This window comes from Arcicella sp. GW821-FHT09D11, from assembly GCF_059416265.1.
In genome coordinates this window covers 329,081-354,055 of sequence record NZ_JBWKOV010000002.1, presented here as the reverse complement: position 1 = coordinate 354,055, position 24,975 = coordinate 329,081, and the positions used below count along the sequence as shown (strand labels likewise).

Below are 24,975 nucleotides of genomic sequence, written 5' to 3'. Positions count from 1 at the left end.
CATCAATAACTAATTTCTAATCATTACTTATGCAACAGAAAGCATTTGAAATAGAAGGACACAGAGGTTGCCGTGGACTGATGCCCGAAAACACTATTCCAGCTTTTAAAAAAGCATTGGATTTAGGTGTTGAAACGTTAGAGTTGGATGTTTGTATTACTAAAAACCATCAGGTAGTGGTTTCGCATGAACCCTATATCAATGCACTTTTTTCAACCCATCCAAATGGTTTAGCTGTTACTAAAAAGGAAGAAAAAGCACTGAATTTATATCAGATGACTTATGACGAAATCAGGCAGTATGATACTGGTTTGCGTGGCAATAGGCTTTTTCCTGAACAACAGAAACTGGCAACTAACAAACCTTTATTAAATGAAATGTTGGCTTTTTGTGAAGCATATAGCCAAGAAAAAAGCCTTGCTCCTATTCATTATAACATAGAAATCAAGTCAGAAGCAAAAGAGTATGGTTTTTCTCAGCCTGAAAACATTGAAGTATTTGCTAATTTAGTTTACCAAACCATCATCCAATACATTCCTTTTGAAAGGGTAATTATCCAAAGTTTTGATTTTAATGTCCTTCGTTTTTGGCATCAGCAAATCCAAAAGAGGCAATATGATAGATGTACTTTATCGGCTTTGGTTGAGCGTGAGGGCGTTGAGCCATCTTTGCAAAAACTGGGTTTTATCCCCGATGTTTTCAGTCCCTATTTCAAACAATTGACTAAAGGAAAAGTAGCGATGTGTCATCAAAAAGGGATGAAAGTAATTCCTTGGACGGTCAATGAAACGACTGATATGCTAGCCATGAAAAATATTGGAACTGATGGACTCATTACCGATTATCCAGACAGGGCCTTAAAATTATGGAAATAGGCGTTTTGTAAAGTATTTTTGTTTTTACATTTTCAATTATAAAAGTCTGATGGTTACTTTCCCAAACGCAAAAATCAATATTGGTTTATACATCACTGAAAAACGTCCAGACGGTTTTCATAACCTCGAGTCTTGTTTTTATCCTGTAGGTTGGTGCGATATCTTAGAGATTTTACCAGCCAATGAATTATCTTTTAAAAGCACAGGCTTGCCTATTCCGGGGAATCCAGACAGTAATCTTTGCTTAAAAGCCTATCATTTATTAAAACAAGATTTTGATATTCCACCTGTCAGTATTCATCTCCATAAAGTTGTTCCAATTGGGGCAGGCATGGGAGGAGGTTCAGCAGATTGTGCCTTTACTATCAAAACTTTGAACGAACTTTTTGCGTTACAATTATCAGTAGCGCAAATGGAAAACTACGCTCGCCGTTTGGGGAGTGATTGTGCCTTTTTTATTCAAAATCAGCCACAATATTGTTTCGGGAAAGGAGATGAATTTGCTGATATTACTATTGATTTAGCGGGAAAGTTTATCGTATCGGTAAACCCTAACATTCATATTTCTACGGCTGAGGCTTATTCAGGCGTAAAGCCACAAAAGAGTGAAACTGATTTAAAAGAAGTATTGAGTGCACCTGTTCAAACATGGAAAAATGTGGTAAAAAATGATTTTGAAACGCATCTCTTACCCAAATATCCACGTATCGAAAACATCAAGAATAAATTATACGAGCTTGGAGCTTCGTATGCAAGCATGACTGGCTCAGGTTCAACTGTCTTTGGAATTTTTGAAGAAGCAATAGAAGCAAAAAAATACTTTGAAGAATACGCCGTTTGGGAAGGGAAACTATAAATTGATTTGAAGATACGCTAATTTGAAAACTAATTACTAAATTTTCCTCTGTAGTAGTCTAAACTTAAGATTAAATACAAATATGCAACGCAGAGAACCTTTTAAATTTATGCTCCAGATGGCAATCTTCGGAAGTGGATTGATGTTTCTAGGCTTATTGTTAACCTATTTGGGCATTGAAAGACCCAATGCTGGTTTTGGTAAACTGATATTACCTCCTATTTTTTGGGTAAGTACTTTGCTAATGTTAATCAGTAGCCTGACGCTTCATTTAGGAAATTCGAATTTTAAAGAAGATAAATTCCTGAATTATCGTATTTATACGGGTATTACCGTTGTGCTAGGCTTACTCTTTGTTGTGATGCAATTAGTGGGCTGGCAACAACTATTATCGCTTAATATAGATAATAACCTCCGAACTGCCCGTGGGTTTGTCTATATCCTTTCAGGATTACATATCTTACATCTTCTGGTAGGACTGTTTTTTCTAATCAAGATATTTCTGGAGGCAATCAAAAGGATTCCGTATATCGATTCCTTTGTATATTCCGTTAATCCTCCGAATCAATTAAAAATCAATCTGATTGTATTTTATTGGCACTTTGTAGATTTACTCTGGATTTTACTTTTCTTGTTTCTACTTTGGCAAAACTAAAAGGTGGATTTGCGATTTCGTAGTCAAACGTATAATCACAAATCCACGAGTATACTAAAGATTAAAAGTTGCACTTAGATAATAAAAGCCTCCCACACTTGGCCCAGCCAAAAAGTTATAGTAATATTTATTTAAAAGGTTTGTTCCTCCTAATTTCAGTGTCAAGTTTTGTGCTGGCAAAGCATACGTCAGTTGCCCGTCTAGTGTTGAATAGGCAGGTACATTGCCCGTCGCTAAAGATGATTGCCATAAGAACTCTTCTTGCCATTTCAGGTTGATATTAAACCCTAATCGTTCTGTAATTTTTCGATTACTGATTGATACATTCATAATCCATCTTGGCGTATTAAAAGCCTCCTCTAATCCATCGTTCGTAGTCTTATGGTCTAACTGAGCATACGAGGCATTCCCCGAAAGCATAAACGTTTTATAAACCCTATAACTCAAACCGATACTTCCTCCATAGTTAAAAACCGTGGTTTTAGAGTTTGTCCATAAACGATAGCGTTGATTTTTAGTACGGTTGTTCAAGGCAAAGGCGATTGAATCGGAATTTGCACTGGCAGTAAGCGGTAGATTTGTTTCTACTTGAGCCATAAAGTTTTGGTATTGATTATAATAAAAATTAATGTCAACGTATAGTCGCTTATCAAACCACTGTCCTTTATATCCAATTTCAAAACTATTGACTGATTCAGGCTGAATATAGCCATAATCATTTTTCTTCAAGAGTCCTTTGTTCTTCACCACTGCCTGTGCCGTTGTTAACCCATTTTTATTGACATCGTTGGTAATAGCCGTTTGAAAAGCATCGATAGACGTTTTGAAATAAGAGTTTTCAAAAATCCCCTGAGACATTATCGGCAAGCCTCCTACTCTTTTTACACCTCCGCTGTTGACATTCGAGAAGGCCTCAAAAAGACTTGGAAAACGATAGGCATTTTGATAGGAAATTCTAATATTCTGGTCGTCAGTAGGCGAGTAAACAAGGGCTACTCTCGGATTCCATCGTAAATCAAAATACTGATTTTTATCGGCTCTCAAAGCTCCATTGAATTTGAGTTTATCATTCAAAAACAATTTTGTTAATTGCACAAACCCTCCTACTTTATCATAAGTCAGGTTTTGATCAGGCTTTGTAGGATTAATAAAGTAATTTCCATCGGGTACTACTTCAAACGTTCTGTAATCAATACCTGTTAGGATATTCAGTCCCCATTTCTCTCGTAAGTTACTCAATAACTGTTGGGTTAAATCTGCTTGTGCCTCTGCATGATATAACCACGATTGTACGCGTAAAGCCGCCCCAATGTCCCAGTTATTAATATCGCCTAATTTCTTGATTAAGGCATCAAATTCGGCTGTATGAGGTTGAGGTCTTCCTTTATCAGCTTGGCTACGGGCTAATTGCAATGCTTCGGTAACACTTTTACCTGTATTCGTACTAGCATTGAATTGATTGGTAAAATCTGTAAACCAAGCATCATCCCCTTTAAAACTACGGTCGATATTCTCCGCCATTGAACGAATGTTATATGACTGTCCAGTATTCTCGTGAGTCATATAGATTTTTGCTTGAATAGAGGGCGTCTTTAAGCTAACACTATGTTGGTCGATGCGGTAGTCATTCAATCGAAAGCGGTTAGTACGTTGGTAAAGATTATCTAATACTCCGAAGCGATAAGTATAAGCAATCTCCCAGTTTTTAATAGGGCGAACGAATAAGCTAATGTCTCCTTTGATATTTCTAAGAGAAAAATCAGCAATTTCTTTTTCCATGTATCCTGTTCGGGCGACAGAATAACGTTTGCCTCCTAAAGTCAAATTTCTTCTATTCGACGATTCATTTCCATATCCATTGATACCGTCATAAGCAGGATTGTCCTTTCCAAAAAGGTTTAAGCTAGCATTCCCATTCGGGTTCAAATCGCTGTTATTATCCGAAATCCAATCATAACCCGTCAGGTATTCAACATTGATTTTTGTGGCAAAAGTGTTATTAAATGCCTTTGCCCAACGAATGGAGCTTTCACTAAAAATATGTACAGAAGCATTGTTATCATTAAAATGATTGATACCTGTTTTTTGTTGAAAACTAAGTCCTTGATATTCGAATGGATTTTTAGAGAAAATATTCACTAACCCATTTAGGGCATTCATTCCGTATAAGGCAGAAGCCGCTCCATGCAGAATCTCAACATGGTCAACATCCAAATCGGTAGGTGCTAAAGCACTAGCAATAGGCGAACCTATATGAGGTGCTTGGTTATCGACACCATCTACCAATTGCACAAATCGTACATTAGTAGGGTTTGCAAAACCACGCGTATTATATACTTTAAACCCTAAACTTGACGTCAGTAATTGAACACCCTTGATGTTTTCGATAGCATCATAAAAGGAAGGAGCGGCTGCATTTTGAATCGTTCTATTATCCAATAAAGCAATACTTATGGGCGATTTCAACACACTTTCGGGCGTTCTTGATGCTGTTACGACTACTTCTGATAACTGTCGAATAGTATCTTTGTAAACTATCTGTTGGATTTTTTTCTGAGATTGGGCTGTAAAACTTATTGCGACCAAACCGAGCAGTAAAAAGGAATGTTTTGTTTTAAAGGCATTATATTTTGTAAAATATAACGATAAACATTTGAATAGAGTTGTTATCATAGAGGTAACTTTGTTGTTAAAATATTAGATAAAGTTTAGATAAGTAGCCGAAAAGCTATTAAGTAAATATCAATTTAGCAGAGGCAATTATTAGTCCCAAAGCCAACAAGTAACGAAGCGTAGGTAGGTTAAACTTTTGACTTCCAAAGTACGAGCCTAGTAAGCCCCCTAAAACAGTAGCACAAATAGCCCATTGTAGGTTTTCTGGAATATGCATATTTCCTTTTGCAATTTGTCCGTATAACCCAGAAAGAGAATTAACAAAAATGAAAAGTGCAGAAACTGCCGCAGTTTCTTTCAGTTTTGCCCATTTCATCAACAGCATAAGTGGACTCAAAACGATGCCTCCGCCTATGCCAATCATACCAGACAACAGACCGATTATTCCCCCAGAGGTCAGTCCTGCCCAGAGGGGTACTTCCTTATTTTCGGTTTCTTCTTGTTTGAACTGATATAGTAAACGTGCAATGGAAATAAGAATACAAACGGCTAGAATTTTCTTATAGATGGCATCTGAAAGGGTCATGGTTCCTCCTAAATAAGCCAAGGGAATACTGGCTATCGCAAAAGGCCAGAATAGTTTAAACTTAAAATGCCCTGCCCGATAAAATCCAAAAAATGAGAAAAGGGAAACGGCAAGATTCATAATCAAGGCCGAAGATTTCATTAAGGAAGGAGCTACTCCCACAATCGCCATGACTGCCAAATAACCACTCGCACCGCCATGCCCTACAGAAGAATATAAAAATGCTACTATGCTTAAAAGCAATAGCATCAAAAGGAAAGTTGCATCCATATTAAACGTTATATTTCAACAAATATAGCGTTTTTCAATAAATCCATCACATAGAAAAAATCACCTATTGACTATTTTTGATTTTCTTGGGCGAGAAATGCCTGAAAACGAGCTTGAAGAGACTTGTAAACTTCAATGGCTTGGAGCCCTTCTGGCGTAACGATGGTGCCTCCACCGCTTTTACCTCCTACTTGTGTTATCACAAAAGGTTTGGTTGCTTGAGTATTCATCGAAGTAATCAAATCCCACGCTCTTTTATAGGACATTTCCATTGCTTTGGCTGCTTTGGAGATTGACCCGTGTTCAATAATCAGTTCTAATAATTGAATTCGTCCTTTGCCTAAAAAACGCTCTGAACCATCATGGTTTTCTATCCAAATTGTTCCTTTTACACATACGTCTTTATTTGTTGGAAGAAGGGTTTTCATTTTTTTGACTCTTTCTGGACTTTAGGATTTTGGACTTTAAGATTTTTAGACAAAAGATACTAGACTAAAGACTAAAGACTAAAGACTAAAGACTAAAGACTAAAGACTAAAGACTAAAGACTAAAGACTAAAGACTAAAGACTTTTTGATTTTAGGGATAGCTCATAACTGAAAGCTGAAAGTCGACATCCAAAAGCTCATTACTCATTGCTCATTGCTCAAGGCTGACAGCTCATCGCTCACGGCTCAAAGCTATCAAACACACACCTCTTTAGCTAATACTAAAATTTGTTCTAAAAATTCTCGTGAATTACTCAATCTTGGTACTTTATGTTGTCCGCCTAATTTCCCACGATTACGCATCCAAGCATAAAAAGTCTCCTTCGGTACTACATTTACCTTAGGGGGACTCAATACCATATCTTTATATCTTTTGGCATCATAATCAGAATTGATTTCTCTTAGCGTTTCATCCAACACCGCATTGAATACCTGCTGGTCGTTTGGTGCTTGCGAGAATTCAATAATCCATTCATGACAGCCCTGTTGCTTGTTATCCATATATACTGGGCCAGCAGTATAATCGCTCAAAATAGCACCCGTTGCTTCGCAGGCACGCGTAATGGCTATTTCGGCATTCTCAATAATCAATTCTTCGCCAAAAGCATTGATAAAGTGCTTGGTTCTACCCGATATTTTAATCCTGAAAGGGTAACGAGAAGTAAACCTTACAGTATCACCAATTTTATAACGCCATAACCCTGAGTTAGTCGAAATAAGAATAGCGTAATTTTTATTAAGTTCTACTTCCTCAATTGTCAGTGCTTTTGGATGAGCTAACTCAATTTCTTCCATCGGAATAAACTCATAGAAAATGCCATAATCAAGCATCAAAAGCATTTCATCTTTTCGGTTGAAATCATCTTGAATCCCAAAAAATCCTTCGGAGGCATTATAGATTTCAAGATAATTTACAGAGGAAGATGGAAAAACCTGATGACTGAACATTTCACGATAAGGTTGAAAAGCCACTGCTCCGTGAATGAAGAACTCAAAATTTGGCCATACTTCCAAGATATTATCTTTACCCGTAATTTCTAGTATCTTTTCAATCAACACTAAAGTCCAAGTAGGCACGCCCAAGATACTCGTAACATTTTCTTGGGAGGTTACCTCCGCCATTTTTTGAATCTTCTCTTCCCACACATTCATCAAGGCAACATCCAAAGATGGTGTACGAATGAGTTGAGCCCAAATCGGAAGATTTTTCATGACTACAGCCGAAACATCACCAAGATAAGTGCGTGCATTTAACTGATTAGACTGCAAGCTTCCACCAATAGAAAGACCTTTGCCAGAAAAAACGGCTGTATCAGGTTTGTTTTCTACCAAAAGTGTCATCATGTCTTTTCCACCCATGAAATGACAATCGTCCAGAGATTCTTTAGAAACAGGAATATATTTACTGCGAGCGTTGGTTGTGCCAGAAGATTTTGAGAAATATTGAATGTCAGAATGCCACAGAACATTTTGTTCTCCACGCATCATTCTTTCAATATAAGGATAAAGGCTTTCGTAATTTGAAATGGGTACTCTTTCTTGAAACTGCTTGATGGAAGAAATTGACTGATAATCATATTTTTTTCCCCATTCTGTATGTCTTGCCGACTCAATAAGACTCCAAAACATATCTTCCTGCGTTTCCATAGGTCGTTCCATAAAAGACTGGATACGGGGCAAACGTCTCTTCATCAACCAAGCGATTGTTTCATTAAGAATATCCATAAGTTAAGAATGTCGGCTTTAAAATTAGAGATTGTCTATTTACAAACTTAATAGAATTTATTGAATGTATCAAGTAAGCAAATAATAGGGCGACGCTATGCTAAAAATACAGAAGTCAGCTTTCAACGGCCGACTTCCTATTAATTCTTATTTTCTTCTCTTTAAGGCTAAGTCCTGAGCGGTATCATAATATGCTCGTAGGTTGCTCCAATCAAATGTATCAGAAATACTTTCTACACGATTTCGCTGGGTAATTCTTTCACGAAGCGACTGTTTTACAAATTTCAAAAGCATCTCTGAAAGTTGTTCTGCGGCTTTGTGGAAATCTTGCGTTTTACGGTTTACTACCATTACGCCCCATTGTTCATAGTCACGCATGATTTGCATCATATAATCACCAAAGCCTGATAGGTCTGAAGTAATCGTAGGAACTCCTCTGGCAATACATTCAAGCGGCGTATAACCCCAAGGTTCGTAATAGCTTGGGAAAACACCCAAATTACAGCCTCTTACAAATTGCCCATAATCAAGTCCAAAAAGTGGGTTTGTCGAAACGATAAAGTCTGGGTGATAAACAATTTTTACTTTGTCATCAGGATTGTTCATCAGATTTGCTTTTTTGGTATAATCCGTAATCCCATCTTCATTTTTCAACAAGTGTGTTACTACTTTCGGACGCTTGTTAGTTTTCCAAGTTTGAATGGTTCTACGCAAACGCAAACGCCAGTATTCATCAATGAAGCCGTTCAAATCTGGCATCTGTAAATCTGTTGCCGAAGCCGAAGCGTTGAAAAGTTTCTCGCCTATTTGTTTTTCAATAGCATTACAAGTTTCATGAATTTCGTCCATTACCGCTCTTGATTGTAATACCTCAGGGTCAATAGAATGATAAGGCTGTTTAGTAATAAAAAACATCACAACCGTTTTATCTATTTTGGCTTGTTTCATTTTCCAGTTCAAACGTGCTAAGGCTTCTAAAGTAATATCATAGCCTTTGTTTGAAAACTCGTATCTACCCGACGTAAAAAAGTAAAGTGTTTTACTTAAATCAAAAGGCTGACTCTGGAAAAAGTGCCCCATCACAAATTCATTGATACGGTCTTTAAAAAGCGTATGTAAATTTTGATGTTCGTGCATAGCCGAGAATCGGGTAATATTTAATCCATTCGGTAGAATCAAGTCTGGTACTTTACCCAACAAGAACTCGCATTCTCTGGCAGTTACATCACTCACCGTTGTCATTACATGACACATATTAGCCGCCAAGCGTTCGATGGTGGCTTGGGCTTCGATACCATAATGACGAGCTTCGTCTAGCCAATTGAATGTATGTAATTTATCATAAAAATCAGGTACGTTTCCTGCTAAATAACGCCCTAGCATGGTAGCATGGGTAGTAAAAACAGTAGCGATTTTAACATTATCTTTTCTCAAATCAGGAATACAAGTAGCCGACATCCATTCGTGAATATGAGCAACTATTTCCGTTTTATTTCCTTGATCATTGGCCAATTCTGTTAAAAAAATACGAATCATTTCTCCAAACAATATTGTTTGGTTTACGATATCTTCAACATGTAGCGTTGATACTTGATGTTTATCCCACAGATTTGCTTTTATCTGATTAAGTCTATCAGCAACTGTAGCTAAATCAAACAATACAATTCTAGGTTTTCCTGTTACTAACCAATATCCATAATGTACGCCCAAACCCATCGAACGCATTTTCTGAATGGTTTTACCCAAAATTGAATCGTCCAAATCGTGAATAGGTTCAAATTCAGCCGAAGCTGTTTGTGGAAAATATGGCCCTAACAAAAAATAATTATTACCCCACTTTTCAACCATTGATGGCACTTTGGTACGAATTACGGTGTAGATTCCACCAACTTGGTTACAGGTTTCCCAAGCAATTTCAATTAAAACTTTTTGCTTATTAGCGGATGATGTGAGAGGGTTTTGAATTTCCATTCGTCGGTATTAAGTTTTAGAATATTTTCTGTTTACAAATATGAACGTAAGTAATATTCATATTTCAAGAAAAATTAAAATAAAATCAATTTTACTTTTGCCTAAATTTTATTACTATTTCAAGCCAAAGTAATATTTTGTAATCTATATTTATTTATAAAAAATGCTTATAATGAAATACAAGACTGTCTTTAAATGTTGTTACTATTATATATACTTATCCTAAAAGTAATACACATTGCTGATAAATCGAATACAAATCTAAAAGAATGAGGACAATTTTGTGCTTAATTCTAATTAATATTTAACGCTTTTGATATTATGTAGTAATTAACATCATATTTACTCTTTTTAAGGATAAATGTTTTCGTTTTTTTAGTTTTTTTGCTGAATAACTGAACAAAATAATACTTTATCGTGGTTGTAAAAGAGATAGAGCAATATCTATGATACTGTTTATAAAACGTAAAAATCTAGGTTTATAATCAACAAACACGTAAATACTTCTATCATCAGGTAAATATTAAAGTTAAAATATTCCAAAATTTGTTCGAAGGTTTTACGAACTTTGTGGCTGAATAAAATCAGCAAAACCAGAGAACAACAATTATAATTATGCTAAGAAGACCCAGAAGAAATCGCCAGTCAGCAGCTATTCGTGCGATGGTAGAAGAAACAACTTTATCGGTTAATGATTTTATCTACCCGATGTTTGTGATGGAAGGCAACAACCTAACTAGCGAAGTAAAATCAATGCCTGGTGTTTACAGGTATTCTATTGATAAGATATTAGAAGAAATGTCTGTTGTTCAGGACCTAGGGATTCGTTCTATTGCACTTTTTCCGTTATTGCCTGAAGACAAAAAAGATAAAATTGCCTCTGAAAGCTATCGCCAAGGAAATATTTATTTAGAAGCCATTCATCAGATTAAAAGTAAGTTTCCATCCATCGCCATTATGTCGGATGTAGCGATGGACCCTTATTCTTCTGATGGACATGATGGGTATGTGGATGAAAAAGGAAATATCCTGAATGACGAAAGCTTAGAGATTTTAGCAAAAATGACGGTGGCTCAAGCAGAAGCTGGTGCTGATATTGTTGGCCCCTCAGACATGATGGACGGACGTGTAAGAGTACTCCGCGAGGCACTGGATAGCAAAGGCTTTATCAATGTTTCTATTATGGCATATTCTGCGAAGTATGCTTCCGCTTTTTATGGCCCCTTCCGTGATGCCTTAGATTCTGCACCTAAGTTTGGGGACAAAAAAACATATCAGATGAACCCTGCCAATGTGCGTGAAGCCTTAATTGAAGCAGAACTTGATTATAGCGAAGGAGCTGACTTTTTGATGGTGAAACCTGCTTTGGCTTATCTGGATGTTATCAAATCGTTGAATGATAATTTTGATATTCCAATTGCTGCTTATAACGTTTCTGGCGAATATGCTATGGTAAAAGCTGCTGCGCAAAATGGATGGTTGGATGGCACCAAAACAATGGTTGAATGCCTGACGTCTATCAAAAGAGCTGGTGCTAAAGTAATATTGACCTACTTTGCCAAAGAATATGCAAGCCTTACAAAATAATGGTAACTGTTAATAAAAAAGGGTAAAAGTCTATCGAACTTTTACCCTTTTTGTTTAATTCAATTAATGTCTTTTCCTTCGCTAAGTGTTTTAATCATTTTGGCTACATTATCTTTTTCTACATCATTTGGCGCAATGGCAATGGCTAATTTTGCTTGCTTCAACGCATTTTTATAATCTCCCAAAGCGGAATATCCTCTTGTCAAACCAACCAAAGGAGTGTATTCATTTGGATTTTTACTGGCATTGAGTTTAAATGCTTCAAAGGCTTCTTGTGTTTTTTTCTGTTTCAATAATGCTCTGGCATATTGATGTATTTCCAGCATATTTCCTTTGGGTAAAGCTTCTTTCATTATCGTTTCAGCTTCGGCTGTTCTGCCCAACAGTTTCAAGATTTCAGCTTTTGTACTTAATGTGGTAAAATTAGCTTCGCCTACATAGCGTTCGGTAATAGAGCGTTCTGCCCATGACAATCCCTCTTCTAAGTTTACATTGTTTTGTAAACAATAGTTAGCTGCTTGATTTAAAGTTTGCCAAGTACCGCCCTTTTCACCTCTCAGTTCATCACGCATAGAAGCCAAAACAACAGCATGTACATCAACTTCTATCTTAAAAGGAATCTTCCATTTTTCCCATAACAAAGCTACCGTAGCCGATTTTTCAGTTTGGTCAACAAACTCGTACTTTAGCCATTCAACTAAAGGTTGGTCTTTCAGTTGTTTTACTTTTACGCGTAAAGCATCTTCTTTTTCATCATAATAATAGCTTCCCCACGACGTAGCATTTTTTGAAAAAATAATTGTTACCTCATTTTCTTGTACTGCCATAAACAACCCATATTTACCAGCTGGCAGTGCTTGTCCTTCAATTTTTACAGGTGTTGAAAAACTAATCGTCGTATTTACATTAGCGCCTGCTCGCCAAGGTGCCGACACAGATGTGCCAAAACCCAAATCTGCAAAGCCATAATGCACTAATTGCCCCCAAATTTTACCTTCGCGTCCTTTTACGCCAGGGCGGTGGTAATTAATTGTTACATCTGTTAATCCTATCCTTTCGCTAATAGAAGCCATTTTATTTCCACCGTTGGGTGGAACTGTTAATTGAGCCGTTCCATCCAACATAAAGAATATTGATAGGAATAATGCTAAAATGATTTTTTTCATGTTTTTTAGATTTATTTTTTGACAAAAGACGAAAATGATTTACTAAAAAAATATTTATAATCAACGATTTCTCAACATAGTCTTTTTTTTACGTATATTTTTAGCGTAAATCATATTCTTAAAATAATTTAAAATAAATTTCTTAGATTAGTGCATTTTAATTAAAGATTATTTATAAATTCGCAAAACTGGATTTCTTAGGATGCTTTATATGAGAAAAAATCGGTACTTAATTATCTTTATGCTGTCATTTTCACTCCTTAGCTGTGAGATGAACGACTATGTCCATCCAGATACATTGCCCGAAATTACTCAGATTGGAAAACAAACTTTTGGTGCAAAAATTAATGGAACTATCTGGACACCCTTTCAGCGATACCAAGCCAACCCGAATTTTAAGCCAGCTCCAGTAGTATGGGGTAAGTATCAAAATACGACACTCAAATTAACCGTAACTAATCAAAATACTTTAGAGTCGATTAGCTTTATGATTAATAATGTTCAGGATACTGGCAAATACCAGTTCATGAAATATTTCCCTAAAAATGCTGTAGAGTTTACACCTTTTGCGAGTGTTTATCAAAAGTGTATAGACGGCAATTGTTCTCAATACGCTATTTGTCAAAGTTGTGAAAACGAAGTGAATATTATTCGTTTTGACCCTGTTTCAAAAATCTATTCGGGTACTTTTAACGTAACTTTTCAAAACAAAGAAAATCCTGCTGAAATAGTCGCTTTAAAAGATGGCAGGTTTGACATCAAAGAGTAATCTTAAAATGTATTATTTTCAATCAAAAACAATTATATTTTACATTAATTCGGGGTTGTTTGGTATTTCACTGAACAACCTTTTTTTATTGCCTAAGCTCAGTTAGTTTGTATATTTGTTACCAAGAACAAGGTTTTTGTATTTAATTTAATCTTAAAAGAATGCCTTTAATAAAACCTGTAAAAGGAGTATCGCCTACTATGGGCGAAAATTGTTGGCTAGCCGAAAACGCTACCGTTGTTGGTGATGTAACACTCGGGAAAAACTGCACCGTTTGGTTCAATGCTGTTATTAGAGGAGACGTTAATAGCGTTTCAATTGGTGATAATTCTAATATACAAGACGGCGCTATTATCCATTGTACTTATCAGAAAACCAAAACAACCATTGGTAATTATGTCTCTATTGCCCATAATGCTATTGTGCATGGCTGTACGATTGAAGATAAAGTATTGATTGGTATGGGTGCTATCGTGATGGATGGGGCTGTGATAGAAACTGGGTCAATCATTGCAGCAGGGGCTATCGTTACACAAAATACACGTGTGCCCGCTGGAACTATTTATGCAGGTAATCCCGCCAAATTCTTAAAGAATATTTCTCCAGAAGCAGCGGAGGTATTTATGAGAACTGCCAATAATTATATCATGTATGCAGGATGGTTTAAATAGCTTTTTAGCTATTAGCTTTGAGCCATGAGCTTTGAGCTTCCTATTAAATCATCCATTTCACAAGGAAATTATTAATTTAAAAATCTCAAAGCTTGATGCTCAAAGCTGATAGCTTAAACAAATTTTTCCATGTCAACAATATTCACTAAAATTATCAATGGCGAGATTCCTTGCCATAAAATTGCGGAGGACGAAAACTTCATTGCATTTTTGGATGTTATGCCACTTGCCGAAGGACATACTTTAGTAGTTCCCAAAAAAGAGATAGACTATATCTTTGATTTAGAAGACGATTTATTGGCAGGTCTAATGATTTTTGCTAAAAAGATTGCTCCAGCTTTACAACAAGCTATTCCATGCCGAAGAATTGGCGTATCTGTTATTGGCTTGGAGGTACCGCATACTCACGTTCATTTAATTCCCTTGAATACGATGAATGATATTAATTTTACAAGAGAGAAGCTAAAACCATCACAAGAAGAATTAAAAGCAACGGCTGATAAAATCAGAGGACTTTTATAATTAATTTGAAAATTTGTTGATTTGAAGATTTGAAAATGATTAAATACCGAATGGGTTACATTCATTTTCAAATCTTCAAATTCTCAAATCCTACTTCAAATATGTTTTCAAAATATTGATTTCAGCTACTGGCGCAGCTCTTTCATATAATATTTTATAGACTGCATCAATAATTGGCATATCTACACCATATTTCTCGTTAATTTGATGAATACTCTTCACGGCATAATATCCCTCCGCTACCATATTCATCTCTATCTGTGCTGATTTAACCGAATACCCACGACCAATCATATTTCCAAAAGTACGGTTTCTTGAAAACTGCGAATAAGCCGTTACCAGTAAATCGCCTAAATAGCCTGAATTATTCAAATCTCTCGAGGCCTGCGGATAAGCATAGTCTAAGAAGCGTTTAATTTCCTGCATGGCATTAGAAACCATCACCGCCTGAAAGTTATCTCCAAAACCTAAGCCATGGGTAATACCACAAGCCATTGCTACAATATTTTTGATTACTGCACAGTATTCAACGCCGTATAAATCTGCAATAGGGTTTGCCTGAATATATCTGCAACTCAATAAGTTAGAAAACTCTTGGGCTAAATTGATATTGGGCGACCCAATAGTTAAATATGACTGCTTTTCTAACGCTACTTCTTCGGCATGACATGGCCCAGCAATTACGCACATCTGCGTAAGGGGTACGCCAAATACCTTTTCCATCCAGTCGGTCACCAACATATTTTCGTCTGGAATCATCCCTTTAATGGCCGATACTACTTTCTTTCCTGCGAAATGATTACGCGTAAGATTTTTCAATGCATCAGGCACAAAAGCTGCGGGTACGGCCAAAATCACATAATCTACCCCATAGAGGGCATCGTACATTTTATAATATGCCTTTACTTTTCTTGGGTTAAGCAATGCATCTGTTAAATAGCTAGGGTTGTGATTATATTTTTTAATAAAATCAACATCCGATTTACGGCGAAGCCACCATTTTACTTTGACATTGTTTTCGGTTAAAATTTTGATGATAGCCGTTGCCCAACTACCACCGCCCAATACGGCAATTTGTGTGGGTAAACCTTTTTTGAAAGCAGGTATTTCTGTCATGTTAAATATTAAGAGAAGAAATACTTTTACTAAGACAATTAGTTCAAGTATCTATTATTAGCCCAGACCATCCCTTGATGATTAAAAGCATCTGTGCGGATTGCTACAAAGGTTGATTTGCAAAGCTAACAAGGCTCTGAGCAAAAAGAAAACAAAACAAAACAATATTTTGAAGAGATTAATATTCGTTGGCTATTAATGACAGAAATCGATAAAATAAAGGAGTCTCAAACAATGAATAAATCTTCATTATTTGAGACTCCTTACTAAAAATGGTTTATTGATGCCAGTGTAAATAAACTTTCCTATATACAGCTATTAATCACTAGGGAGGGACTTAAGTCCCTCCCTAGTGATTAATAGCTTATTCTCCCGTTGAAACTGTACTTAGATTTTGTAATTCTTCTTCGCTATACACTTGTGACCGAATAATAAACCGCAGACCCAAAGGTATTTCTAAAGAAAAGCTAGCTCCTCTTCCTTCAACAACATCTAATGTTAACTGCGTATATTGCCAATATTCAAACTGAAAGGCACTCATAAAAAATTCGCACCCATGAATTTCGCCCAATAAAACATCGTTAGCACCTGTTTTAAATTCACCAACAGGAAAACACATAGGAGCAGAACCATCACAACACCCTCCGCTTTGATGAAACATAATAGGACCATGTTCCTTACGAAGGCGGTCAATTAACTCCTCTGCCTTGGCAGTAACTAATACTCTTGGGGTTTTGTCCATGAATTTTATGATTAAATGGCTATCGGTCATCGGATGTCGGCTTTTTACTTACTGCAAGCAAACATATTACTGAAAGCCAATGACCGAAAGCCGATAGCCCCTAAAAGAACCCTAATGCCTTTTTATCATAAGAAATCAACATATTTTTGCAAGAACGATAATGATCTAGCATCATTTTATGATTTTCACGACCAAATCCAGATTTTTTATATCCACCAAACGGAGCATGAGCAGGATATGCATGATAGCAATTTACCCAAACACGACCAGCCTGAATAGCTCTTGGTACTTGATACAATTCATGCGCATCACGTGTCCACACACCAGCCCCTAAACCATACAGCGTATCATTAGCAATTTCGATGGCTTCCTCTACCGTTTTAAAAGTCGTTAAGGCAGCTACAGGCCCAAAGATTTCTTCTTGGAAAACACGCATTTTATTATGTCCTTTCAAAATCGTCGGTTGAATATAATACCCATTAGCAGCATCACCCTCTTGTAAATGCGCAGCCCCTCCACAAAGTGTTTCTGCCCCTTCGTCCGCTCCGATTTTTAAGTATGATAATATTTTCTCGTATTGGTCGTTCGAAGCCTGCGCACCAATCATCGTAGTCATGTCTAACGGATGACCTTTTTTGATAGCATTCACACGCTCAATGACTCTTTCAATAAAGGCATCAGCAATTGATTCGTGTACAAGGATTCTTGAAGGACAAGTACAAATTTCACCTTGGTTTAAGGCAAACATAGTAGCCCCTTCCAAGCATTTGTCAAAGAAATCATCATCGGCATCCATGATGCTTGGGAAGAAAATATTCGGTGACTTTCCACCCAATTCCATTGTTACAGGAATAATATTCTCAGAAGCATACTGCATGATTAAACGCCCTGTGGTAGTCTCTCCTGTGAAGGAAACCTTCGCTACTCTCGTAGAGCTTGCCAAAGGCTTGCCAGCCTCTAGTCCAAAACCATTCACTACGTTCAATACGCCCCCAGGTAAAACGTCTTGAATCAATTCTAATAAACACAAAATGCTTACAGGCGTTTGTTCTGCTGGCTTCATCACAATCGTACAGCCAGCTGCCAAAGCAGGAGCCATTTTCCAAGTAGCCATCAAAAGAGGGAAATTCCAAGGAATAATTTGAGCAACCACACCGATGGGCTCATGGATAATCAAAGAAAGTGTATTCGGGTCATGCTCGGCAGCAGAGCCTTCGTCGGTTCTAATACAAGCAGCAAAATAACGGAAATGATCAACTACTAAAGGTAAATCTGCATTAATCGTTTCTCTAATTGGCTTACCGTTGTCAATGGTTTCAACGGTAGCTAAATACATCAGGTTTTGCTCGATAATATCTGCAATTTTTAGCAGGATATTGCTTCTTGTGGTTGCCGAAGTTTTAGACCAAGTAGCAAAAGCTTCATGAGCGGCATCCAAGGCTAAATCAACATCTTCTTTTGTCGAACGAGGTACTTTAGTGAAAATTTTAGCATCAATCGGCGAAGGGTTTTCAAAATATTGTCCTTTTACTGGTGCTACCCATTTTCCACCGATAAAGTTTTCGTATTGATTTCTAAAAATTGGTCTTGCTATAAGATTGTCGGTATTTGAGCTCGCAGTTACAGGAGCTTCTGCTTCAAGATTTTCCATAATAAAAATTAAATTCGTTTCGTGATTTATTTTTTACAAATTTATCTTGAATTATTACTATTACTATTTACTTTTATATCACAAACCTTGACAATTGTATCATAGTATTTTTTAGACATAATATTGAATTATTGCCATAAACATGATAATAGTATCATTAAAATTGACAATTGTATCATTTAATATTTAGCAAATTGCATGGGTAAACTCATCTTAGTATTATTGTAAATAAAGTTTTACAGCACTTGTGCTGCCATTAACCATTGAGTTCAATCAAAGTAAAATGAAACAGATTCATAAGCCTCAGTCACCAGCACTCAAGCCGGTAAAGGATTTAATTACGCTCGTTGAGAACCGTACTGTATATTCATTGGATAATTTTGAATTGAATATATTCGAGACTCATCAGCAAAGCGAAGACGTCCGTTTAAAGTTCAATAGCTTTGTGCTTACTACGATGTTTCGTGGGAAAAAAGTAATGCATTTATTTGATAAACAAGGTTTTGAATACCTCCCTGGCGAGTCAGTCATCGTACCAGCCAATGAGGAAATGAAGATAGATTTCCCAGAAGCTGATTTCTCGAATCCTACGCAATGTATGGCTCTTGCGATTAAAAGTGAGCAAATTAAAGAAACAGTCAATCTATTAAATGAAAAATATGCCAAAGTAGAAGAACATGAATCTTGGCAGATAGACTTAGATACCTTCCATTTAAAAAACTCGTTGGAAGTCAGCAATACCATCGACCGCCTTGTAAAAGTTTCTACCGAAACCAATTCTGCGAAAGATTTATTTGCCAATTTTATGATTAATGAATTGTTAATCAGGCTTATGCAAACTCAAGCAAGGGTGTTGATTGTAGATAATTATAAGAAATATGCTAACACGAATCGCTTTGCCTTCGTGATTCAATATATCAAAGAACACATCACCGAGAAACTGAATATCGAAAAGCTTTGTGATTTGGCTTGTATGAGCAAACCTAACTTCTTTCGTCAATTCAAAAGAGAACTAGGCATTACACCTGTTGATTTTATCAATCAAGAGCGAATAAAAATCGCAAAGGAATTATTAGCTGAAACCAAAAATGATATTAGCGATGCTTGTTTCAAGGCGGGTTTTGGTAGTACCAATTACTTTTTTATCATCTTCAAAAAGCATGTAGGTATCACGCCTGGGAAGTTTAAGGAATTGTGTTTTTTGAGGGGAGGGCAAAATCTAGTATAAAGTTTAACGGAACAACTTATTAATACAAAATCAAAAATCAGGTAACAATCAATATGCAATCATCGAAAGGCTTCAAAACTATGATTTTATTTTTAAAATAATGCTCAATGAATTCGTTTGAATATTTTGAATAAGATAATAATGATAGCTATTACAGCTACTATAACAAATTTTAAGAGTCCATTTTTTCTATTTTTTTCGTCTGTAACTGGGGCTTCTGCCCCATCAGTAAGTATCTCTTTTTGTTGCCAAGTATCAAATCCTTCTCTCGCCTCACTCAATACTGAAATTAAATTGTTATGACTTCCTGTATCATTTTTTCTTTTCTCACTTTCTAAGAACTTATAACGTTTATTCTTCCAATCTATCAATTGCTCATCTGAAAATATTATCTGCTTTTTTTCAAGAATTAATCGAGCAAGAATACGGTCTTGAAGACTCCATTCATCAGGTTTTCTCAGAATATCCTTTAACTCTTCTTCACTAAAACTGAATAGATAATGGTCTTTATCAAAATCATCTAATGATAACGCTGTTTGATTTTCTAAAATGGTATCCAATTTAGAGAAATCATCTGCATGAACTAAAATGCTTATACTCATCTCATGCTTATTATTTGCCATTGATGGGTTAAAAATTTGAGAGGTGTCTTCAACTTTAAATCTAATGTTATTTGCCTTCACAAGTTCTATAAATAACATGGCCTCATCATTAGATGAAAATTTTTGGTAGCTTAAATATTCTTTCATTATTACTTGATATATGCTTGTGGATAAATTTATAAAAACTTATTCAAACAAAAAAACTCCCTCAAAAATCAATTTTAAGGGAGTTTTTATATTTAAAGCAAACTGTTACTAATTACAATCCTTTCGCTTTTTTCACGATTTCATCAGCCAAGTTTTGTGGCACGAATTCATAGTGAGAGAACGTTAAGTTTGCAGTAGCACGTCCAGAAGACATAGTACGTAAGTCTGTAATATAACCGAACAATTCAGATAATGGAATATCAGCTTTCAAGATAACAGCACCTTGCTTAGAATCCATACCTTTCATCATACCACGACGACGGTTCATGTCACCAGTGATTGGTCCAGTGTATTCGTCAGGAGTAACTACTTCTACAGACATGATTGGTTCCATGATTTTGGCACCAGCTTGTTTAGCTGCTTCTTTGTAACCCAAACGAGCCGCCATTTCGAATGACAACGCATCTGAATCGACATCGTGGAAAGAACCATGATATAAACGTACTTTCATTGAATCCATTGGATATCCAGCTAAAGCACCGTTTTTCATCGCAGCATCAAATCCTTTTTGGATTGAAGGGATAAATTCTCTTGGAATAACACCACCAACGATTGCGTTGATGAATTCCAATCCTTCTTTACCATCTTCTCTTGGTCCGATTTCAAATGCGATATCGGCAAATTTACCTTTACCACCCGATTGTTTTTTGTAAACTTCACGGTGTTCAGTAGATTTCGTCAATGATTCTTTGTAAGCTACTTGCGGAGCACCTTGGTTTACTTCTACTTTGAATTCACGACGCATACGGTCGATGATGATTTCAAGGTGAAGTTCACCCATACCTTTGATGATAGTCTGTCCTGTTTCTTCGTTAGATTCAACTTTTAACGTTGGATCTTCTTCGATTAATTTACCGATAGCTTTCGAGAAGTTATCTTGGTCAGCTGATTTCTTAGGCTCAATTGCATAACCGATAACTGGCTCAGGGAATACCATTGATTCAAGAACGATTGGGTGTTTTTCATCAGAAAGAGTATCTCCTGTTTTGATGTCTTTAAACCCAACAACCGCAGCGATATCACCAGCTTCTAATCTTTCGATAGAATTTTGCTTATTAGCGTGCATTTGGAAGATACGAGAGATACGCTCTTTGTTACCTGAACGGTTGTTCAAAATATAAGAACCTGCTTCTAATACACCTGAATAAGCACGAACAAAACATAAACGACCTACGTAAGGGTCAGTTGCAATTTTGAATGCTAAACCTGCAAATGGATCATTAACTGTAGGGTGACGAACGATTTCAGCTTCAGTACGAGGATCAGTACCAATAGTGTTTTGTCTGTCTAATGGTGAAGGCAATAATGCCATCACGTAGTCTAACATCGTTTGAACACCTTTGTTTTTGAAAGAAGAACCACAAAGCATAGGAACGATTTTCATACCAATCGTTGCTGCACGAAGAGCGGCTAAAATTTCATCTTCAGAAATTGATTCTGGATCTTCAAAGAATTTCTCCATCAAAGTCTCATCAAAATCAGCTACTGCTTCCAATAATTTCTCACGGTATTGAGTCGCTTCTTCAATCATATCTTCAGGAATAGGCACAACTTCAAAAGTCATTCCTTTATCGTGCTCGTTCCATTTGATACCACGGAAGTTAACTAAGTCAACTACACCTTCGAATGTATCTTCTGAACCGATTGGTAATTGTAAAGGCACAGCATAAGAACCTAACATTTCTTTTACTTGCTTACAAACATTCAAGAAGTCAGCACCAGAACGGTCCATTTTGTTAACGAAACCTAAACGAGCTACGTTATAGTTGTTTGCTAAACGCCAGTTAGTTTCAGATTGAGGCTCAACACCATCAACGGCACTAAATAAAAATACAAGACCATCTAATACACGTAACGAACGGTTTACCTCAACGGTAAAATCCACGTGACCTGGAGTATCGATAATGTTAATGTGGTAATCTTGTTCTCTGTATTTCCAGCCTACAGTAGTTGCAGCTGAAGTAATTGTAATACCTCTTTCTTGCTCCTGCTCCATCCAGTCCATTGTTGCTGCACCGTCGTGAACTTCACCAATTTTGTGGCTTACACCAGCATAGTAAAGAATACGCTCAGTTGTTGTTGTTTTACCCGCATCAATGTGGGCAGCAATACCAATGTTTCTTGTGTACTTTAAATCACGTGCCATTGTTAATATGTTGATTATTTGTTTTTTATCGTTTTTCTTAGGTTAATTTTTATATACAAAACAGAATAACCAATATAGGTTCTCGTGTATGTACTCCTTTATCCTAATAAATTAGGGTGCAAAATTACTGATTCTTAGTTAAATACAAAAGCGAAGTGCAATATCTTTTTATTAACTTGGGTAAATACAAAATATCCGAACAAAATAAAACACTGAATTCTATAAAGGAATTGATTCCCTTGTTTCTCTATTTCTACAGAATGTTGACAACCGTTTCAAAGTTATTGAGCATCTACCATCAAATGGTAAAGTAATTGATGATGCTTTTTAAGCCCTTGCTTACCTTTCCACATAAATAGCCCTTGTTGAATCAAAGAACGACCAGTATCATTTCTGGAAACGACTACTAAATGATTTTGTGGGTCAATAATCATAAATTGTCCTCCCCAACCCGATGCCCAGATGGTTTTATCGTCTTGGTCAATCAACCACAAATAGCCATAATGGTCCATTGGCTCATTGCCTTTTACTACTGAATAAGATGCCGTACTTTCTTTAATCCATTGCGACGAAACTATTTGATTGCCTCGCCATTTTCCCTCGTGTAATACCAAAAGTCCTATTCGGGCTAAGTCGGCGGCCGTCATATAAATGATATATTGTTGATGTTCAGAAAAGGAAGGCTGTTTATAAGTCACATGATTCGCCCTGAATTTTTCCATGCCTAAGGGCTTTGCAAGCCATTCCTCTATCATTTGCCCAATACTCATCTTGGCTTGGGTCTCTAAAATCGTCCCTAATACATTAAACCCCCAATTATTATAATAATAAAACTCGCCAGGCTTATGCATTCCTCTTTGCGGACGCGATGCTTTCATTTCTTTGGTCTCGCCAGAGGCTTCAAGATAAATACCCGACCTCGACATCAGCAAATCTCTAATAGTGCAGGTTTTTTCAAGGGCTGTCAAAGGAGCTTTTTTATCATCAATTCCCAATTCATCAAGTGTTTGATTTAGCCGAACGATATCTTTGTCTATGGCTATTCCATACAAAACGCTGATAATACTTTTTCGGGCAGAATGAGTCATAATAGGCAAATCTACTTCGCCCCATTGAGCTAGTATACTGTCATCTTTAATAGCTACGAAAGCATCATATTCGGTTTTATTCTTTAAGAAATCGTAAGCCTCCTCGATTTTGTCTGGATGACTAATTTGTTCTTTAAAAGGTAGTGGTTGGTAAGCTTTATTTTTACCATTTAAAAACCGCAAAGAGCAAGAACAAAAAAGTAGCGATGCGAAAATACCTAGATAAATAATTTTTCTCATGAGCGAAAGATGTTGATTTGTCTTGCAAACCAAGGCTTTCTATCTCAGAAAAAACTCTCAAAACATTTTTTGAGAGTCATTATTTTTATGCTTTTCTAGAAATTCTTTGGGAGATACCCCTTCTATTGCTTTGAAGACACGATAAAAACTGGCTTCTGAATTAAAGCCACATTCATAGGCTAACCCCGCAATGGATAATTTTTCAACATCGCTCGTCAAGAGTCTTTGCTTTATTTCGTCAATGCGATAGCGGTTGATAAGGCTTCGGAAGTTTGTATTCAATTCATTATTAATCACTGAAGAAATCAGATTGGGTGATAGGTTTATACTTTTTGCCAGTGAGTCAATGGTTAATTCAACGGTTAAGTAAATTTTATCTTGTTCTAAGGCCTGTAGAATTGCGATTTGAGCAGACTGTCGTTCAGGACTTGACATTGCTGTATTACCCTCTTTTTCTATACTTGATATGAAATTGACTTCTTTGGGAATATTGAGAGGGTTAATGTTATAGCCTCTAAAGCCCATATAATAAATTAACGCTGCCAGAAAAACATGAAAAACTTTCCATGATACTAACTGATTTTGCCAAAGACTAAAGCCTAATAAAACAATCAAAATACCCGAAAGCACCATGATATTTCTGAGCCATTGCAATGTTGAGGCATCAGAATTTGCTGTTTGCAGATAGGTGATTTTATCATAATGAACTATTTGACGATAGCTTAATAACCAGTATACAATAGCAGATATGACAGATAAGACATCTTCAAAAGCCTTGATTTCATTGAAATATAATGCCTCTGCTAATTTATCTTTTTCTATAATTGTGTTTATCGGCAATACTGTTAGATATACTATTACTGAATACACGGCGAAAATAGCATAAGGAAAAAAATGCCAAAGATATTTTGTCCTTAATTTAAAAGATGAATTGGTTAAAGAAAGTGCATAAAAATAGATAATCGGTGGAATCAATAATTCTAATGAAATGGGCAAATAACGTATAAAGGGATTATCCCAAAGATGGGTAGTATGAAGAAGTATTTTGATGCATAAAATATTAAAAACAACAAGAATATAAGCTAATAGCTTCTTATTGAGGTATAATGGCTTCTGCAAAAATAACAAAATAGAGATTACACATCCTTGTACTATTCCAACAAATAGCATTACCTCAAATACAGAAAATTGTTGGTTCATA

21 protein-coding genes are annotated in these 24,975 nt (G+C 36.3%); 8 read left to right on the top strand and 13 right to left on the bottom strand.

Annotated elements, in window-relative coordinates; all coding sequences use genetic code 11:
* The first annotated feature begins 29 nt into the window (after positions 1–29).
* The 3 genes from AC07N0_RS06755 (at position 30) to AC07N0_RS06745 (ending at position 2,386) form a co-directional block, all read left to right on the top strand.
* Positions 30–875, top strand: a complete 846-nt coding sequence (locus AC07N0_RS06755) for a glycerophosphodiester phosphodiesterase family protein (protein WP_494588591.1) — start codon at positions 30–32, stop codon at positions 873–875.
* Between the two features lie 49 nt (positions 876–924).
* A complete protein-coding gene (gene ispE / locus AC07N0_RS06750; protein WP_494588590.1) occupies positions 925–1,731 on the top strand; it encodes a 4-(cytidine 5'-diphospho)-2-C-methyl-D-erythritol kinase in 807 nt (268 codons plus the stop codon).
* A gap of 82 nt (positions 1,732–1,813) precedes the next feature.
* Positions 1,814–2,386, top strand: a complete 573-nt coding sequence (locus AC07N0_RS06745) for a cytochrome c oxidase subunit 3 (RefSeq protein WP_494588589.1) — start codon at positions 1,814–1,816, stop codon at positions 2,384–2,386.
* A 54-nt stretch (positions 2,387–2,440) separates the two neighbouring features.
* Here the strand turns inward: AC07N0_RS06745 and AC07N0_RS06740 are convergent, their stop codons facing one another.
* The 5 genes from AC07N0_RS06740 to AC07N0_RS06720 form a co-directional block, all read right to left on the bottom strand.
* Positions 2,441–5,059, bottom strand: coding sequence for a TonB-dependent receptor (locus tag AC07N0_RS06740; RefSeq protein WP_494588588.1), 2,619 nt, complete (start codon positions 5,057–5,059; stop codon positions 2,441–2,443).
* A 58-nt stretch (positions 5,060–5,117) separates the two neighbouring features.
* Positions 5,118–5,855 (bottom strand): sulfite exporter TauE/SafE family protein, encoded by a 738-nt coding sequence (locus AC07N0_RS06735; protein ID WP_494588587.1) that lies wholly within the window; start codon positions 5,853–5,855, stop codon positions 5,118–5,120.
* A 71-nt stretch (positions 5,856–5,926) separates the two neighbouring features.
* A complete protein-coding gene (locus tag AC07N0_RS06730) occupies positions 5,927–6,283 on the bottom strand; it encodes a winged helix-turn-helix domain-containing protein (protein ID WP_494588586.1) in 357 nt (118 codons plus the stop codon).
* A gap of 255 nt (positions 6,284–6,538) precedes the next feature.
* The gene (locus tag AC07N0_RS06725; protein ID WP_494588585.1) at positions 6,539–8,068 is read right to left on the bottom strand and encodes a GH3 auxin-responsive promoter family protein; all 1,530 of its coding nucleotides are present in this window, start codon (positions 8,066–8,068) and stop codon (positions 6,539–6,541) included.
* 147 nt (positions 8,069–8,215) lie between these two features.
* Positions 8,216–10,039 carry a glycosyltransferase gene (locus AC07N0_RS06720; RefSeq protein ID WP_492801692.1) on the bottom strand — a complete coding sequence of 608 codons (1,824 nt, stop codon included), beginning with the start codon at positions 10,037–10,039 and terminating at the stop codon, positions 8,216–8,218.
* Between the two features lie 615 nt (positions 10,040–10,654).
* Here AC07N0_RS06720 and hemB point away from each other — a divergent pair.
* A complete protein-coding gene (gene hemB / locus AC07N0_RS06715) occupies positions 10,655–11,626 on the top strand; it encodes a porphobilinogen synthase (protein ID WP_494588584.1) in 972 nt (323 codons plus the stop codon).
* A 59-nt stretch (positions 11,627–11,685) separates the two neighbouring features.
* On the opposite strand, the gene AC07N0_RS06710 is transcribed toward hemB, so the two are convergent.
* A complete protein-coding gene (locus AC07N0_RS06710; RefSeq protein WP_494588583.1) occupies positions 11,686–12,792 on the bottom strand; it encodes a DUF2911 domain-containing protein in 1,107 nt (368 codons plus the stop codon).
* 202 nt (positions 12,793–12,994) lie between these two features.
* Between AC07N0_RS06710 and AC07N0_RS06705 the strand changes: the two genes are divergently transcribed.
* The 3 genes from AC07N0_RS06705 (at position 12,995) to AC07N0_RS06695 (ending at position 14,754) form a co-directional block, all read left to right on the top strand.
* Positions 12,995–13,561, top strand: coding sequence for a Riean_0653 family protein (locus AC07N0_RS06705; RefSeq protein ID WP_494588582.1), 567 nt, complete (start codon positions 12,995–12,997; stop codon positions 13,559–13,561).
* 161 nt (positions 13,562–13,722) lie between these two features.
* Positions 13,723–14,232 carry a gamma carbonic anhydrase family protein gene (locus AC07N0_RS06700; protein ID WP_492801686.1) on the top strand — a complete coding sequence of 170 codons (510 nt, stop codon included), beginning with the start codon at positions 13,723–13,725 and terminating at the stop codon, positions 14,230–14,232.
* Between the two features lie 129 nt (positions 14,233–14,361).
* Entirely contained in the window at positions 14,362–14,754 is a 393-nt protein-coding gene (locus AC07N0_RS06695) for an HIT family protein (RefSeq protein WP_494588581.1), read from the top strand.
* Positions 14,755–14,844: 90 nt separating this feature from the next.
* Here AC07N0_RS06695 and AC07N0_RS06690 read toward each other — a convergent pair whose 3' ends face one another.
* From AC07N0_RS06690 to AC07N0_RS06680, 3 genes are all read right to left on the bottom strand, one after another.
* Entirely contained in the window at positions 14,845–15,870 is a 1,026-nt protein-coding gene (locus tag AC07N0_RS06690) for an NAD(P)H-dependent glycerol-3-phosphate dehydrogenase (RefSeq protein ID WP_492801684.1), read from the bottom strand.
* 364 nt (positions 15,871–16,234) lie between these two features.
* Entirely contained in the window at positions 16,235–16,612 is a 378-nt protein-coding gene (locus tag AC07N0_RS06685; protein WP_492801682.1) for a DUF779 domain-containing protein, read from the bottom strand.
* Between the two features lie 100 nt (positions 16,613–16,712).
* Positions 16,713–18,263, bottom strand: a complete 1,551-nt coding sequence (locus AC07N0_RS06680; protein ID WP_494588580.1) for an aldehyde dehydrogenase family protein — start codon at positions 18,261–18,263, stop codon at positions 16,713–16,715.
* Between the two features lie 283 nt (positions 18,264–18,546).
* Between AC07N0_RS06680 and AC07N0_RS06675 the strand changes: the two genes are divergently transcribed.
* A complete protein-coding gene (locus AC07N0_RS06675) occupies positions 18,547–19,491 on the top strand; it encodes an AraC family transcriptional regulator (RefSeq protein WP_492801679.1) in 945 nt (314 codons plus the stop codon).
* A gap of 104 nt (positions 19,492–19,595) precedes the next feature.
* Here the strand turns inward: AC07N0_RS06675 and AC07N0_RS06670 are convergent, their stop codons facing one another.
* The 4 genes from AC07N0_RS06670 to AC07N0_RS06655 all read right to left on the bottom strand — a co-directional run bounded on the left by AC07N0_RS06670 (position 19,596) and on the right by AC07N0_RS06655 (position 24,974).
* Positions 19,596–20,240, bottom strand: a complete 645-nt coding sequence (locus tag AC07N0_RS06670; RefSeq protein ID WP_494588579.1) for a hypothetical protein — start codon at positions 20,238–20,240, stop codon at positions 19,596–19,598.
* A gap of 112 nt (positions 20,241–20,352) precedes the next feature.
* Positions 20,353–22,446 (bottom strand): elongation factor G, encoded by a 2,094-nt coding sequence (gene fusA / locus AC07N0_RS06665; RefSeq protein WP_492801677.1) that lies wholly within the window; start codon positions 22,444–22,446, stop codon positions 20,353–20,355.
* Between the two features lie 281 nt (positions 22,447–22,727).
* Positions 22,728–23,774 carry a serine hydrolase domain-containing protein gene (locus tag AC07N0_RS06660; protein WP_494588578.1) on the bottom strand — a complete coding sequence of 349 codons (1,047 nt, stop codon included), beginning with the start codon at positions 23,772–23,774 and terminating at the stop codon, positions 22,728–22,730.
* 57 nt (positions 23,775–23,831) lie between these two features.
* The gene (locus AC07N0_RS06655; protein ID WP_494588577.1) at positions 23,832–24,974 is read right to left on the bottom strand and encodes a helix-turn-helix domain-containing protein; all 1,143 of its coding nucleotides are present in this window, start codon (positions 24,972–24,974) and stop codon (positions 23,832–23,834) included.
* Position 24,975: the final 1 nt, after the last annotated feature.

Bases quoted from the DNA above. Each gene is read 5' to 3' on its own strand.
- ispE (WP_494588590.1), top strand. From the start codon at position 925: ATGGTTACTTTCCCAAACGCAAAAATCAATATTGGTTTATACATCACT.
- AC07N0_RS06685 (WP_492801682.1), bottom strand. From the start codon at position 16,612: ATGGACAAAACCCCAAGAGTATTAGTTACTGCCAAGGCAGAGGAGTTA.
- AC07N0_RS06680 (WP_494588580.1), bottom strand. From the start codon at position 18,263: ATGGAAAATCTTGAAGCAGAAGCTCCTGTAACTGCGAGCTCAAATACC.
- AC07N0_RS06730 (WP_494588586.1), bottom strand. From the start codon at position 6,283: ATGAAAACCCTTCTTCCAACAAATAAAGACGTATGTGTAAAAGGAACA.
- AC07N0_RS06710 (WP_494588583.1), bottom strand. From the start codon at position 12,792: ATGAAAAAAATCATTTTAGCATTATTCCTATCAATATTCTTTATGTTG.
- AC07N0_RS06675 (WP_492801679.1), top strand. From the start codon at position 18,547: ATGAAACAGATTCATAAGCCTCAGTCACCAGCACTCAAGCCGGTAAAG.
- AC07N0_RS06660 (WP_494588578.1), bottom strand. From the start codon at position 23,774: ATGAGAAAAATTATTTATCTAGGTATTTTCGCATCGCTACTTTTTTGT.
- AC07N0_RS06690 (WP_492801684.1), bottom strand. From the start codon at position 15,870: ATGACAGAAATACCTGCTTTCAAAAAAGGTTTACCCACACAAATTGCC.
- fusA (WP_492801677.1), bottom strand. From the start codon at position 22,446: ATGGCACGTGATTTAAAGTACACAAGAAACATTGGTATTGCTGCCCAC.
- AC07N0_RS06735 (WP_494588587.1), bottom strand. From the start codon at position 5,855: ATGGATGCAACTTTCCTTTTGATGCTATTGCTTTTAAGCATAGTAGCA.
- hemB (WP_494588584.1), top strand. From the start codon at position 10,655: ATGCTAAGAAGACCCAGAAGAAATCGCCAGTCAGCAGCTATTCGTGCG.
- AC07N0_RS06725 (WP_494588585.1), bottom strand. From the start codon at position 8,068: ATGGATATTCTTAATGAAACAATCGCTTGGTTGATGAAGAGACGTTTG.
- AC07N0_RS06740 (WP_494588588.1), bottom strand. From the start codon at position 5,059: ATGATAACAACTCTATTCAAATGTTTATCGTTATATTTTACAAAATAT.
- AC07N0_RS06655 (WP_494588577.1), bottom strand. From the start codon at position 24,974: ATGAACCAACAATTTTCTGTATTTGAGGTAATGCTATTTGTTGGAATA.
- AC07N0_RS06695 (WP_494588581.1), top strand. From the start codon at position 14,362: ATGTCAACAATATTCACTAAAATTATCAATGGCGAGATTCCTTGCCAT.
- AC07N0_RS06670 (WP_494588579.1), bottom strand. From the start codon at position 20,240: ATGAAAGAATATTTAAGCTACCAAAAATTTTCATCTAATGATGAGGCC.
- AC07N0_RS06720 (WP_492801692.1), bottom strand. From the start codon at position 10,039: ATGGAAATTCAAAACCCTCTCACATCATCCGCTAATAAGCAAAAAGTT.
- AC07N0_RS06745 (WP_494588589.1), top strand. From the start codon at position 1,814: ATGCAACGCAGAGAACCTTTTAAATTTATGCTCCAGATGGCAATCTTC.
- AC07N0_RS06700 (WP_492801686.1), top strand. From the start codon at position 13,723: ATGCCTTTAATAAAACCTGTAAAAGGAGTATCGCCTACTATGGGCGAA.
- AC07N0_RS06705 (WP_494588582.1), top strand. From the start codon at position 12,995: ATGCTTTATATGAGAAAAAATCGGTACTTAATTATCTTTATGCTGTCA.
- AC07N0_RS06755 (WP_494588591.1), top strand. From the start codon at position 30: ATGCAACAGAAAGCATTTGAAATAGAAGGACACAGAGGTTGCCGTGGA.